This is a genomic window from Isoptericola sp. NPDC057191 (assembly GCF_042670225.1).
Classification (GTDB): domain Bacteria; phylum Actinomycetota; class Actinomycetes; order Actinomycetales; family Cellulomonadaceae; genus Isoptericola.
On record NZ_JBHUWC010000120.1, the window covers coordinates 1 to 12,470 of the forward strand.

General features: G+C 73.4%; 12 protein-coding genes and 2 tRNA genes. 7 read left to right on the top strand and 7 right to left on the bottom strand.

The features are described 5' to 3' along the window. Positions 1-29: 29 nt before the first annotated feature. The 5 genes from ettA to ACFT55_RS14320 all read right to left on the bottom strand — a co-directional run bounded on the left by ettA (position 30) and on the right by ACFT55_RS14320 (position 6,158). Positions 30-1,712 carry an energy-dependent translational throttle protein EttA gene (ettA, locus tag ACFT55_RS14300; RefSeq protein WP_380244505.1) on the bottom strand — a complete coding sequence of 561 codons (1,683 nt, stop codon included), beginning with the start codon at positions 1,710-1,712 and terminating at the stop codon, positions 30-32. A gap of 136 nt (positions 1,713-1,848) precedes the next feature. Next, a complete protein-coding gene (gene ssb / locus ACFT55_RS14305; RefSeq protein ID WP_380244506.1) occupies positions 1,849-2,376 on the bottom strand; it encodes a single-stranded DNA-binding protein in 528 nt (175 codons plus the stop codon). A gap of 48 nt (positions 2,377-2,424) precedes the next feature. Next, positions 2,425-4,014: a GTPase gene (locus ACFT55_RS14310; RefSeq protein WP_380244507.1), complete on the bottom strand. Its 1,590-nt coding sequence runs from the start codon at positions 4,012-4,014 to the stop codon at positions 2,425-2,427. After that, complete coding sequence (locus ACFT55_RS14315) at positions 4,011-5,672, bottom strand: GTPase (RefSeq protein WP_380244508.1); 1,662 nt, start codon at positions 5,670-5,672, stop codon at positions 4,011-4,013. Before ACFT55_RS14315 ends, ACFT55_RS14310 begins: the two co-directional genes overlap by 4 nt. Positions 5,673-5,726: 54 nt before the next feature. Continuing rightward, positions 5,727-6,158: a group I intron-associated PD-(D/E)XK endonuclease gene (locus ACFT55_RS14320; RefSeq protein ID WP_380244509.1), complete on the bottom strand. Its 432-nt coding sequence runs from the start codon at positions 6,156-6,158 to the stop codon at positions 5,727-5,729. 99 nt (positions 6,159-6,257) lie between these two features. On the opposite strand from ACFT55_RS14320, the gene ACFT55_RS14325 reads away from it, so the two are divergent. The 4 genes from ACFT55_RS14325 to ACFT55_RS14340 all read left to right on the top strand — a co-directional run bounded on the left by ACFT55_RS14325 (position 6,258) and on the right by ACFT55_RS14340 (position 7,731). Then, positions 6,258-6,331, top strand: a tRNA-Arg gene (locus tag ACFT55_RS14325). A 281-nt stretch (positions 6,332-6,612) separates the two neighbouring features. Beyond that, on the top strand, positions 6,613-6,792 hold the full coding sequence (locus tag ACFT55_RS14330; protein ID WP_380244510.1) for a hypothetical protein: 180 nt from the start codon (positions 6,613-6,615) through the stop codon (positions 6,790-6,792). Between the two features lie 167 nt (positions 6,793-6,959). Beyond that, on the top strand, positions 6,960-7,598 hold the full coding sequence (gene orn / locus ACFT55_RS14335) for an oligoribonuclease (RefSeq protein ID WP_380244511.1): 639 nt from the start codon (positions 6,960-6,962) through the stop codon (positions 7,596-7,598). Positions 7,599-7,655: 57 nt separating this feature from the next. Beyond that, a tRNA-His gene (locus tag ACFT55_RS14340) sits at positions 7,656-7,731 on the top strand. A gap of 67 nt (positions 7,732-7,798) precedes the next feature. Here the strand turns inward: ACFT55_RS14340 and ACFT55_RS14345 are convergent. Continuing rightward, positions 7,799-8,704: a RimK family alpha-L-glutamate ligase gene (locus tag ACFT55_RS14345; protein WP_380244512.1), complete on the bottom strand. Its 906-nt coding sequence runs from the start codon at positions 8,702-8,704 to the stop codon at positions 7,799-7,801. Between the two features lie 9 nt (positions 8,705-8,713). Then, positions 8,714-9,769, bottom strand: a complete 1,056-nt coding sequence (locus ACFT55_RS14350; protein WP_380244513.1) for an ABC transporter ATP-binding protein — start codon at positions 9,767-9,769, stop codon at positions 8,714-8,716. A gap of 96 nt (positions 9,770-9,865) precedes the next feature. Here ACFT55_RS14350 and ACFT55_RS14355 point away from each other — a divergent pair, with 96 nt between their 5' ends. The 3 genes from ACFT55_RS14355 to ACFT55_RS14365 all read left to right on the top strand — a co-directional run bounded on the left by ACFT55_RS14355 (position 9,866) and on the right by ACFT55_RS14365 (position 12,429). Beyond that, the gene (locus ACFT55_RS14355) at positions 9,866-10,549 is read left to right on the top strand and encodes an ABC transporter permease (protein WP_380244514.1); all 684 of its coding nucleotides are present in this window, start codon (positions 9,866-9,868) and stop codon (positions 10,547-10,549) included. Next, entirely contained in the window at positions 10,546-11,259 is a 714-nt protein-coding gene (locus ACFT55_RS14360) for an ABC transporter permease (protein ID WP_380244515.1), read from the top strand. The genes ACFT55_RS14355 and ACFT55_RS14360 overlap by 4 nt, the downstream gene beginning before the upstream one ends. Before the next feature lie 132 nt (positions 11,260-11,391). Further along, entirely contained in the window at positions 11,392-12,429 is a 1,038-nt protein-coding gene (locus tag ACFT55_RS14365; RefSeq protein ID WP_380244516.1) for a glycine betaine ABC transporter substrate-binding protein, read from the top strand. The last annotated feature ends 41 nt before the right edge of the window (positions 12,430-12,470 follow it).

A 12,470-nucleotide genomic window follows, 5' to 3' on the forward strand; every position in this document is an offset into this window, starting at 1 on the left:
GGTGCCGAGGGCGTCGTGGCGCACGCAGGTCAGTCGCGCGTGAGCTTGCGGTACGTCACGCGGTGCGGGCGCGCGGCGTCGGCGCCCAGGCGCTCGACCTTGTTCTCCTCGTACGAGGCGAAGTTGCCCTCGAACCAGTACCAGTTCGCCGGGTCCTCCTCGGTGCCCTCGTAGGCGAGGATGTGGGTCGCGACCCGGTCGAGGAACCAGCGGTCGTGCGAGACGACGACGGCGCAGCCCGGGAACTCGAGCAGGGCGTTCTCCAAGGAGCCGAGGGTCTCGACGTCCAGGTCGTTGGTCGGCTCGTCCAGGAGCAGCAGGTTGCCGCCCTGCTTGAGCGTGAGGGCGAGGTTGAGGCGGTTGCGCTCACCACCGGACAGCACGCCCGCGGGCTTCTGCTGGTCCGGGCCCTTGAAGCCGAACGACGCCACGTAGGCCCGGGACGGGATCTCGACGTTGCCGACCTTGATGAAGTCGAGCCCGTCGGAGACGACCTCCCAGAGCGTCTTCTTCGGGTCGATGCCGCCACGCGACTGGTCGACGTAGGAGATCTTCACGGTCTCGCCGACCTTGAGGTCGCCACCGTCCAGCGGCTCCAGGCCCACGATCGTCTTGAACAGCGTCGTCTTGCCGACGCCGTTCGGGCCGATGACGCCGACGATGCCGTTGCGCGGCAGCGTGAAGCTGAGACCGTCGATGAGCTGGCGCCCGTCGAAACCCTTCTGCAGGTTGGTCGCCTCGAGGACGACGCTGCCCAGACGCGGGCCCGCGGGGATCTGGATCTCCTCGAAGTCCAGCTTCCGCGTCCGCTCGGCCTCCGCCGCCATCTCCTCGTAGCGGGCCAGACGGGCCTTCGACTTCGTCTGCCGGCCCTTCGCGTTGGAACGCACCCAGTCCAGCTCGTCCTTCAGGCGCTTGGCGAGCTTGGCGTCCTTCTTGCCCTGCACCTCGAGGCGGGCCTGCTTCTTCTCCAGGTAGGTGGAGTAGTTGCCCTCGTACGGGTACAGACGGCCGCGGTCGACCTCGCAGATCCACTGCGCGACGTGGTCGAGGAAGTACCGGTCGTGCGTGACGGCGAGGACGGCGCCGGGGTAGGTCGCCAGGTGCTGCTCGAGCCACAGCACCGACTCGGCGTCGAGGTGGTTGGTCGGCTCGTCGAGCAGCAGCAGGTCCGGCTTCTCGAGCAGGAGCTTGCACAGCGCGACGCGACGGCGCTCACCGCCGGAGAGCACCTTGACGTCGGCGTCCGGCGGCGGGCAGCGCAGCGCGTCCATCGCCTGCTCGAGCTGCGAGTCGAGGTCCCACGCGTCGGCGGCGTCGATCTCCTCCTGCAGGGTGCCCATCTCGGCGAGCAGGGAGTCGAAGTCGGCGTCCGGCTCCGCCATGAGGGCGGAGATCTCGTTGAAGCGGTCGATCTTCGCCTTGATCGGGCCGACCGCCTCCTCGACGTTGCCCAGCACCGTCTTGTCGTCGTTCAGCGGGGGCTCCTGCAGCAGGATCCCGACGGTGTACCCCGGGGACAGCCGGGCGTCGCCGTTCGACGGCTGGTCGAGGCCGGCCATGATCTTGAGGATCGTCGACTTGCCGGCGCCGTTGGGGCCGACGACGCCGATCTTGGCGCCGGGCAGGAAGTTCAGCGACACGTCGTCGAGGATGACCTTGTCGCCGTGCGCCTTGCGCGCCTTGTACATGGAGTAGATGAACTCAGCCACTGGCTCTGCTTCCACCGTTCGATCGCGCGGAGAATTGGGGATTCGATCCGAAGACTGTCGAGGATTCGAAGGCTCCAGCGGGCACGCTGGAGGACCGGCATGGCGGCCGGTCCACCAGCCTACGCGACCCGGGCCCTCACACGCCGACCGGCACGGGATCCTCGGCCCCGGTCTGCTCCCCCACGGCCTCGTCGTCCGGCCCTCGACCCTCGGCCGCGGCGGCCCACGGGTCGGAGTCCGGCGGCCCGGGCTCGAGCGACGGGCCGCCCTCCTGCCCGGCCGCGTCGTCCGGCGCGGACCGGTCCACGACCCGCGTGAAGCGCGCCAGGCCCCGCGTCACGTCCGGGCCCACGGCCTGCGCGTCGATCACGAGCTGCCAGCGGTCGTTGCCGTCCTTGTCCGTCCAGTCCTCGGTGGACAACCGGCCGGTCACCACCACCGGGTCCCCCTGCACCAGGGACTCCGCCACGTTCCGGGCCCCGCTGCGGAAGGACTTCACGGTGAACCAGAGCGTCTGGCCGTCCGACCACTCTCCGTTGCGCGGGTCGCGCACCCGGCGCGTGCTCGCGACCCGGAACGTGGTCCACTCCACGCCGTTCGGCGACCGGTGCAGCGCGGGTTTCGTCCCGACGAATCCGTTGACGGTGATGCTGACCTCGTTCATGCGCTCCTCCTGGGCTCCGCGCCGGCGGACGCCGGCGTGCCCCCAGGATCAGTCGCGCGACGTCCGGCTGGTTCCCTGCCTGGGCGCGTCTGTGGACGACGCCGAGAGCTCGGCGCCTGTGGGCAGCCTCAGGGACCCGGTGAGCGGCCGCGACGTCGGCAGCTCGGTCGCTGCCTGCGCGAGCTCGCGCACCCGGCGGTGCTCGACGAGCAGGCGCTGGGTCGGCTCGCCGAGCCCCTCGGACAGCACGCGCTCCAGTGCGGCGCGCCCGGCGGTCGCCACCGCCTGCTCCCGGCGGCGTGCGAGCGTGCGCCGCGCTGCGGCCGAGGCCAGCACCACGGCGACGGCAGCGACCGCGAGGACGGCCGCCGCACCGAGCACGACGCCAGGCCACGGCGAGGCGAGCTCCAGCACGCCGGTCAGCGCGAGCACGCCCACCACCGCCGCCACCGCGGCAAGACCGCCCAGCACCCACCCGGTGCGGCGCAGCGTGCGCGCCGAGGACGGGCCGCGGGTGTCGAGCACGACCCCCCGCAACGCGCCCGCGACCGACGTGCGCAGCTGGTCCGCCCCGGCGACCGACGCCGCGAGCGAGCGCTGCCAGCCCGGGCGCAGCGACGCTCCCGCCCGGGTGAGCCAGCGCGCCCGGGACAGCGCGACCGCGTCGCGGTCCGGCGGCGGGACCTCGGGGCGGCCGTAGCCGTTGCGCACGGCGTTGCCCACCTGCGTGGCGACGGCGTCCAGCCCGGTGGCGGCGACGAGGGCGTCCAGCTCGCGCTCCACCGCCGGGCCCATCTGCCACGGCACCTCCGCGGGCGTCTGCGCCAGGAGCAGGCGGGCCGCGGAGTCGAGCTCCGCCGCCGCGCGCCCGGCGGCGACGGACCGCCGCGAGCAGGCCTCCTCGAGGATCCGCCGCACCCGGTCGATCCCCTCGCCGGTACGCGCGGACACGCCCTGCACGTACACGCCCGTGAGACCGTCGTCCTCGAGCAGGCGCGCCAGGTCGGCGAGCAGGTTCTCGCGCTGCGTGTCCGGCACGGTGTCGACCTGGTTGAGCAGCACGACCATCGACGACTCCGAGCCGACGGAGTCGCGCAGGTAGCCGGAGTGCAGCGCGTCGTCCGCGTACTTCTGCGGGTCCACCACCCACACCAGCAGGTCGACCAGCGGCAGCACGCGGTCCACGACGTCCCGGTGCGCCGGCTCGACGGAGTCGTGGTCCGGCAGGTCGAGGAGCACCAGCCCGGCGAGCTTCTCCTCGTCCTCGCCGTCGAGCTCGCCGCCCTGGGTGATGCGCCGCTCGCGGTCCACCCCGACCCAGTCGAGCAGCGCCTCCGCGTCGTCGGACCACGAGCAGGCGGTGACCCGCGCCGTCGTGGGGCGCTTCACGCCGACGTCGGCGAAGCTCAGCCGCGACACCTTGTTGAACAGGCTCGACTTGCCCGAGCCGGTGCCGCCCGCGAACGCCACCACCGTGTGGTCGACACCGAGCGCGAGCCGCTGGCGCACGCCTTCCACCGCGGCCGTGACGCGCGTCGAGGTCGCGTCGTCGAGGCGAGGACCGGCGATCTCGAGCGCCTCGGCGAGGTCCTCGGTGCGGGCACGCAGGGTCGCGTCGTGGGTCGGGCTCTCGGTCATGTCAGCCTCCTGAGCTCGGCGAGTCGCACGCGCAGCCCCGCGGCCGCGTCGTCGGCGGGTTCGGACGGCGCGATGTGGTCCAGCACGGCCTGCACCTCCGCGTCGACGACGGCGGACGCGCGGTCGCCGAGGTCCTCGCGCAGCGCGGAGACGGGGTCGTCTGCCCCGTCCCCGAGGACCCGGTCCAGGAGGCGGGCCGCGTCATCGCTGCCGGCGGCGGAGGCCAGGAGCAGCGTCGCCAGGCCCCGCGGCCCGAACGCCTTCGCGGCAGCCTCGACGCGCGCGGTCGGCGACCCGGCGAGCAGGTCCGTGACAAGGGTGTCGGCGTGCTCGGCCCACCCCGCGACGCGCCCGGGCACGTCCGCCTCGCGGGCCGCTGCGCGCGCGGCGCCGTCGGGGACCACCGCCTCGCCGCCGGCGGGCGCGCCCGGCCCGGCGAGGACGGCGCGCAGCCGCTCCTCGACCCGGGCCCCCGAGGCCGCGAGCGTGCGGGCCGCGGCGTCGACGACGTCGGACCGCAGCCCGTCGAGCGCCGCCTCGCGCGCCCGCCCGGCACGGCGGCTGCTGCGTGCGCGGTCGCCGCGCACCTTGACACGGTCGACGCCGGCGGTGCCGGAGAGCTCGCGCCACCGGGCCTCGACGGACGCCCCGGCCACGACACCCGCGGCGACGGCGTCGCGGGCGAGCCGCTCGGCCGCCGGGATCTCCTCCTCCGCCCGGCGCCGGAGCACGAGCGCCGCCTCCTGCTGCGCGTCCAGCGCGTCCGCGAGCGACGTGACCCACCCGGGAAGCGCCCCCAGCGCGCCCTTGAGGGTCCGCACGACCACGGCCCGCGACCGGTCCGGGCCCGCCAGCATGGAGAGCCAGCGACGCACGGGCGCCACGACCGCCGGGTCGAGCATGCCCTCGTGCGGACCGACGTCCGGGATCACGAAGAGCGGCACGTCGGTCATGCCGTGCTCGCGCAGGCGCTGCATGAGGTCGCCGCGCACCGTGGTGAGCGTCTCCTTCGGCACACGGTTGAGCACCATCGCCACGGACGCTCCCCGTTCGGTCGCCCGGCCGAGCGCGTGCCACGGCAGGGCGTCGCCGTAGCGGGCGGCCGTCGTGACGAAGAGCCAGAGGTCGGCGGCCTCGAGCAGCTGCTGCGCCGTGGACCGGTTCTGCTGCACGAAGGAGTCCAGGTCGGGGGCGTCCAGCAGGGCGGTGCCGCGCGGCACACCCTCGTGGGCCACCACGCGCGACAGCTCGGTGACCGGCCCGGACGTCATCACGTCGGCATCCGCCGGGTGGTGGGCCAGCACGGGCTCCCGCGTCGTGGGACGCAGCACCCCGGCCTCGGAGACGGCCTCGCCGAGCAGCGAGTTGTACAGGGTGGACTTGCCCGCCCCGGTCGACCCCGCCACCACGACGACGGCCGGCGAGGACAGCTCCTTCAGCCGGGGCAGCAGGTGCTCGTCGAGCTGGGCCAGCAGCCGGTCCCGGGACGCCGCAGCCTCCTCGGCGCCGTCGATCGGCAGCGGGAGCTCCACGGCGGCGACGTCACGACGCAGGTCGCGGGCGACGTCGTGGACGGTGACGCCGATCTCCTCGCTCGCCCCCGCGTCCTTGCGGCTCGCGGCGCGGCGCGAGGCGCGGGTTTCCAGGGAAGGTGTCACGGGCACATCCTTCCCGCTGGGGCGTTCCGTGCCAAACGCGCGCGCCGCACGAAGTCAGGCAGGAGGAACGGGAACGGGCAGCCCACGGAACGTGGCGGCGTCGAGCACGCCCCTGCGTTGGCCGTTCCTGGTGGGTGCGACCCTGAGCGTGACCGACGCTCCGTAGTCACCTGGCTTGATGTAGTAGCACTCGTCCGTCTCGGGACAGTAGACGCAGACGACGTCGATGGTGTCCTTGTCCGTAGGCTTGACGTGAGTGCCCTGACGATCGTTCCACACGGACCGGAAATGGACCGTGATGGCGCCGGCACGCGCTGCGCGATACTTCACCTGGAGCCTGCAGAAAGCACCGTCCGTGTACGCGACCAGATCGAACGGTGCGTGTTCGGTCGCCGGGAAGAGCACGACTGCGCCTTGGCTCACGAGATCGGCATGGGCCTTTGCCACGCCGAGGTCGCCCTTGTCCTTGGTGTGGTGCTGCACCATCGTCCGACACTAGTAGATGGGTGCTCCGCCACACGCGTCGGGGTGCCTCCTCGTGGCGCCCTCAGACCCAGCGTGTGCTGGGCTAAACTCTGCTCGCTTGCCTCCGTAGCTCAGTTGGATAGAGCGGGTCACTTCTAATGACCGGGTCGCGGGTTCGAATCCTGCCGGGGGCACCGATCTGGACCCGCGAGCGAGCGTGGTCGATGTCACCTGGGAGCGCCGCGACGACGTCGGGCGGGCCGGCCCTTCGCCATGGCGCGCATCCCTGATCACCGACCTGTTGATGCGACCGGCCGCATCCCTGCCCGTGACCTGGGAAAAAAGCGTGCGGCGGCCGAGTGCGGCCCGGCAGACTCTCTCGTGCACCGCGGTGACGAGCGGCCGGTCAGACACCGGTCGCAGGGTGGTCCCTGGCCCGGACCGACGACCCACGTCACGAAGGACAACCATCACCATGTATTCCACGGACAGCCTGCTTCTCGTGCAGGCCATCCAGCGCGAGCGTCTCGACGACGCCGAGCGACGACGCACCATCCACCGACTGCAGCAGCAGCACAAGCTGCGCTCGCAGCCGCACGCCCGCCGCCAGCACACCAGCATCGCCCGGTGGCTGTTCGACTGGCTGACCGCATGACACCCGACGCGCGACCGTCGACCGGCGCCAGACCGGCAGACGACGCCACCACGAGGGCCCGGGGGCCCGGACCGTTCCCCAGCGAACCGTCCGGAGCACCGGGGCCCTCGCCGCGTTCCGGGCCCCGCGCAGCCTTCTCGCTGCCGGGCGGACCGTAGGCTGACCTCGTGAGCCCCGCTAACCCGAACGAACGCATCGTGTGGATCGACTGCGAGATGACCGGCCTGGACCTGCGCGCCGACGCGCTCGTCGAGGTCGCCGCCGTGGTCACCGACTCCGAGCTGAACGTGCTCGGCGAGGGGGTGGACGTCGTCATCGCGCCGCCGGCCGCCGCACTCGAGCAGATGAACGACTTCGTGCGCGAGATGCACACGACGTCCGGCCTCCTCGAGGAGCTGCCGGCCGGCATGACGCTCGCCGAGGCCGAGCGGGCCGTGCTCGACTACGTCCGCGAGTGGGTGCCCGACCCGGGCAAGGCGCCGCTCGCCGGCAACTCGGTGGGCACGGACAAGATGTTCCTCGACCGGGACATGGCCGAGCTCGTGGGCCACCTGCACTACCGGATCGTCGACGTGTCCTCGATCAAGGAGCTCGCGCGCCGCTGGTACCCGCGCGTGTACTTCGCCGCCCCCAAGAAGGAGGGTGGCCACCGGGCGCTCGCGGACATCCTCGAGAGCATCGACGAGCTGCGGTACTACCGCGAGGCCCTGTTCGTGCCGCAGCCCGGCCCGGACACGAGGACCGCGCGCGGCGTCGCGGAGCGGATCCGCGAGACGTCCGTCACCCGCCGGCCCGCGAGGTCCTGACCTGCCCCCCGGACCAGGTATAGTTCTGGTCGGCCGGTGCGCACGCGTCCGGTCATGGTGGCTATAGCTCAGTCGGTAGAGCGCCTGGTTGTGGTCCAGGAGGTCGCCGGTTCAAGCCCGGTTAGCCACCCCACCCGCGAGGCCCCCGCCGCGTCCCTGGACGTGACGGGGGCCTCGTGCTGTGTCGAGCCCCTGTCGGCTCAGGCGCGCGCGAGGATCGCGTCGGCGAACGCGTCCAGCGTCGCTGCCGCCCCCGAGTGCTGCATCCACAGCGACGGCTCCGCGAGCTCGAGCTCGATGACCATCGGGCCGCCGTCGTCGCCCGTCACCAGGTCGACGCGGGCGTAGAGGAACGGCCGTTCGCCGCCGACGTGCTCGCGCGCCACGGCCAGCGCCTTCTCCGCCGCGTCGACCTGGTCGGGCGTCGCCGTCGCGGGCGCCATCTGCTCCGCCGCGTACAGCGCGTCGGAGGTCTGCGCCGGCCCGGTGAGCAGCGCGTGCTTGCGCACCGCGTGGCGCAGCTCGCCGTCCACGAACACGAGACCGGTCTCGCCCGCGGTGTCCACCGACGTGACGTAGGGCTGGATCATCACCGCTCGGCCACCGTCGAGCAGGTCCACGGCGTGCTTGATCGCCAGCGCCCGGGACTGCGCGGAGACGGGCTGGTAGCGCCCCGTGTCCTGCGCGCCCGCGCTGACCACCGGCTTGACCACGAAGTCGCCGAAGGCCGGCATGCGCGTGTGGACCGCGCGCTTGGACAGGTGCCGTGCGGGGTCGAGCCAGATCGTCGGGATGACGGGCACGCCCGCCTCCTCGAGGATGCGCAGGTAACCCTTGTCGGTGTTCCAGCGCAGGACGTCGACCGGGTTCTCGAGGCGCGGCACGCCCGCGGCCCAGGCGAGGAACTCGTCGCGGCGGGGCGAGTAGTCCCAGGTCGAGCGCACGACGACGAGGTCGTACACCGACCAGTCCACGTCCGGGTCGTCCCAGACGACGGCCTCGGCCACGACGCCGCGCTCCGTGAGCGCGGCGAGGAGCGGCCGGTCGTCGCTGTCGAGCCGGGGCAGGGCGGAGCAGGTGGCGAGGCCGATGCGCGTCGAGGTCACGCGGCGAGCCTAGTGCGCCGGGTCCGTCCGGTCTGCCGGGGACGCCGCGGGCGCCGCGGCGTCGGCCGCGCGGCGCAGCCCGCCGAGGATGCCTGCCGCGGTGAGCGACCCGACGACGACGTCCTGGTCGTCCACGACCGGGACCCTCCCCTGGGACGACGTCGGCAGCGCGGCGACCGCCTCGAACGCCTCCGCGAGGCTCGCGCCCAGGGGCACGGCGCGCGGTGCGGGCTGCACGACGAGGGACGCGTCCTCCAGGTCGGCCCGCCGCACCTGGGCGAGCGCCAGCATCCGCTGGTGGGCGCCGGCGCCGACGAAGTCGCGCACGCGGTCCGAGGCAGGGTGCGCGAGCACGGTCAGCGGCGACGCGACCTGCTCCAGGTGGCCGCCGCGCGAGAGCACCGCCACCCGGTCGCCGAGCCGGACCGCCTCGTCGACGTCGTGCGTGACCAGCACGACGGTGGACCCGACCTCGGCCAGGATGCGCGAGACCTGGTTCTGCAGGTCCCGGCGGCGCTCGGGGTCGACGGCACCGAACGGTTCGTCCATGAGCAGCACCGGGGGGTCGGTGGCGAGCGCCCGCGCCACCCCGACGCGCTGCCGCTCGCCGCCGGAGAGCTGGTGGGGGTAGCGGCGCCCGTACTCCCGCGCCGGGAGGCCCACGAGGTCGAGCACCTCGGCGACCCGGTCGCGCACCCGCTGCCGGTCCCAGCCGAGCAGGCGCGGCACGGTCGCCACGTTCGCCTCGACGGTGCGGTGCGGCAGCAGGCCCACGTCCTGGATGACGTACCCGGTACGGCGGCGCAGGGCCACCGGGTCCACCTTCATGACGTCCTCGCCGTCGACCAGCACGCGGCCGGAGGTGATCTCGACGAGGCGGTTGATCATGCGCAGGGTGGTCGACTTGCCGCAGCCGGACGGCCCGACGAGCGCGAGCACCTCCCCTGGCTCGACCGTGAGGCTCAGCCCGTCCACCGCGACGGTGCCGTCCGGGTAGGCCTTGCGGACGGCGTCGAGCTCGATGCCGGCGGACAGCCGGGCGGGCGCGGTGGCGAGGGCAGGCATGGCTGCGAGGCTATCGAGCGCATCCCCCACCCCGGCCCGCGGCGCGCCGGGGCGACCGCCCGCCGGGTGTCCCCGGTGCCCGCTACGGTCTTTCCCATGGTCATCAGCGCTGCCGGGACGGCTGCGGACAACCCGTGGTTCTCCTGGTCGTACGTGACCGCGAACGCCGACGTCCTGTGGGCGCGCACGACGGAGCACGCCCTGCTCACCGTCGAGGCGGTCGCGATCGCCGCGGTGATCGCGGTGCCGCTCGGGCTGCTCGCCTCGCGGGTCCGCTGGCTGGCCGGCCCCCTGCTCGGCACCGCGGCGATCCTCTACACGGTCCCGTCGCTGGCGCTGTTCGCGATCCTCGCGCCGATCATGGGGATCGGCCGCCAGCCCGTGCTCCTCGGCCTGGTGCTGTACGCGCTGCTGGTCATCCTGCGCAACACGGTGACCGGCCTCGACGGCGTGGACCCGGCGGCGGTCGACGCGGCGCGCGGCGTCGGGCACGGGCCGCTCCAGGTCCTGGCGCGGGTCCGGCTGCCGAACGCGCTGCCCAGCATCGTCGCCGGCCTGCGCCTGGCCACCGTCACGACGGTCGCGCTCGTCACCGTGGGGGTCGTGGTCGGTTACGGCGGGCTCGGGCAGCTGATGTTCCAGGGCTTCCGCAACAACTTCTACCGTGCGGAGATCATGACGGCGACCCTCGCCTGCGTCCTGCTCGCCCTCGTCCTCGACCTCGTGCTGTGGGCCGCCGGCCGCGCCCTCACACCGTGGCTGCGCGGGAGGGCCGCATGAGCGCCGCGGCCGTCCCCACGGTCACGGCCGAGGGCACCGGCGTCGTCGGCGAGGCGATCGCCTACCTCAACGACCCCCTGAGCTGGACGGGGCCCGGCGGCATCCTCGAGCTCGGCCGCGAGCACCTGGCGCTCACCGCCGCGGCGGTGCTGGTCGCCGCCGTGGTCGCGCTGCCGGTCGGCGCGGCCCTGGGCCACGGCCGACGCGGCGGCGGCGTGACCGTCTGGCTGACCAACGCCAGCCGAGCCGTCCCGACCCTCGGCATCATCCTGCTCCTCGCCACCGCGGGCCTCTTCGGCGACGGCGCCACGATCGTGGCCGCCGCGCTCTTCGCCGTGCCGGTGCTCCTGGTCAACACGTACGAGGGCGTGCGTGGCGCGGACCCCTCCGCACGCGACGCCGCGATCGGCCTCGGCATGCCGGGCCGGCAGGTGCTCACGCGCGTCGAGCTCCCGCTGGCCACGGCCCTCGTCGCAGCGGGCGTGCGCACCGCCGTCGTGCAGGTCAGCGCCACGGTGCCGCTGGCGGCGCTCGCCGGCGGCGGCGGTCTCGGGCAGATCATCGCGCTCGGGATGGGGACGCAGCGGTACGGGCAGGTGCTCGCCGGCGGCGTCCTGGTCGCGCTGCTCGCCCTGGTCCTGGACGGCGTGTTCGCCGTCGTGCAACGACTCGTCACGCCCAAACCCCTCCGCGCCGCAGCACGGCGCTGACGGCTCCCGCGAGCCAAACCGGTTGCCTGCCGCCGACCCTCGCGGTCGAATAGGCCGGTTCACCCCTTCCACCGCCTCATCTCCTCTCATCCACTCTCATCCACCTGGTACTTCCCACGGACGGAGCGCACGATGACCTCCCACCGCACGATCACCCTGCGACGCACGACGGCCGCGCTGGCCGCCGTCGTCGGCGCGACGGGGCTGCTCGCCGCCTGCGGCGACCCTGGCTCGGCGGGGGGCGGCGGATCGACGTCCACCGCGTCGGGCGCCGCCGCGACCTGCGAGGCCGTCCCGGGCGACGCGCTCGTGGTGCTCGAGGACGACAAGAAGCTGCAGACGGTCGACAACATCGTCCCCGCGGTGAACGCCGACCTCGCCGCGCAGGACCCGGACCTGATCCCGCTGCTCGACACCGTGTCCGCGGCGCTCGACACGGACACCCTGATCGGGCTGAACAAGTCGGTCGACATCGACCGCCAGACGTCGGAGGACGTCGCCGCCACGTTCGTCCAGGACGCCGGCCTGGCGGCAGACGACGACTCGGCCGGCAAGGGCACGACCGTCGCGATCGGCGCGGCCGACTTCGCCGAGAGCGCCACGCTCGGGAACATCTACGCCGACGTGCTGAAGAGCGCGGGCTACGACGCGACCGTCACCACGATCGGCAACCGCGAGACGTACCTGCCGGCCCTGCTGAAGGGCAAGCAGGTGCAGATGGTGCCCGAGTACGTGGGCACGCTGACCGAGTTCCTCAACAAGGACCTCAACGGTGCGGACGCCGAGCCGCTCGCCTCCGGTGACCTGGACTCGACCGTCTCGGCGCTCACGGACCTCGGCAAGCAGGCCGGGCTCGCGTTCGGCACGCCGTCGCCCGCCCAGGACCAGAACGCGTTCGCCGTCACGCAGGCGTTCGCGCAGGAGCACGACCTGACCACGCTCAGCGACCTCTCCGAGGCCTGCGGCGGCCTGGTCCTCGGCGCGGGGCCCGAGTGCACCGAGCGCCCGTTCTGCAAGCCGGGCCTCGAGGACACGTACGGCCTGACGTTCTCCGAGTTCCGCTCGCTCGACGCCGGCGGCCCGCTGACCAAGGCGGCGCTGCAGAAGGGCGAGATCACCCTCGGCCTCGTGTTCAGCTCCGACGGCTCCCTGTCGACGTCGTCCAGCTGACCCGTTCCCGGCACGGCGAAGGGCCCCGAGATCTCTCGGGG

Coding starts and splice junctions, on each gene's coding strand:
- ACFT55_RS14355 (WP_380244514.1), top strand. CDS start 9,866: ATGGTCATCAGCGCTGCCGGGACGGCTGCGGACAACCCGTGGTTCTCC.
- ACFT55_RS14310 (WP_380244507.1), bottom strand. CDS start 4,014: ATGACCGAGAGCCCGACCCACGACGCGACCCTGCGTGCCCGCACCGAG.
- ACFT55_RS14330 (WP_380244510.1), top strand. CDS start 6,613: ATGTATTCCACGGACAGCCTGCTTCTCGTGCAGGCCATCCAGCGCGAG.
- ACFT55_RS14320 (WP_380244509.1), bottom strand. CDS start 6,158: ATGGTGCAGCACCACACCAAGGACAAGGGCGACCTCGGCGTGGCAAAG.
- ACFT55_RS14365 (WP_380244516.1), top strand. CDS start 11,392: ATGACCTCCCACCGCACGATCACCCTGCGACGCACGACGGCCGCGCTG.
- ACFT55_RS14350 (WP_380244513.1), bottom strand. CDS start 9,769: ATGCCTGCCCTCGCCACCGCGCCCGCCCGGCTGTCCGCCGGCATCGAG.
- ssb (WP_380244506.1), bottom strand. CDS start 2,376: ATGAACGAGGTCAGCATCACCGTCAACGGATTCGTCGGGACGAAACCC.
- ACFT55_RS14360 (WP_380244515.1), top strand. CDS start 10,546: ATGAGCGCCGCGGCCGTCCCCACGGTCACGGCCGAGGGCACCGGCGTC.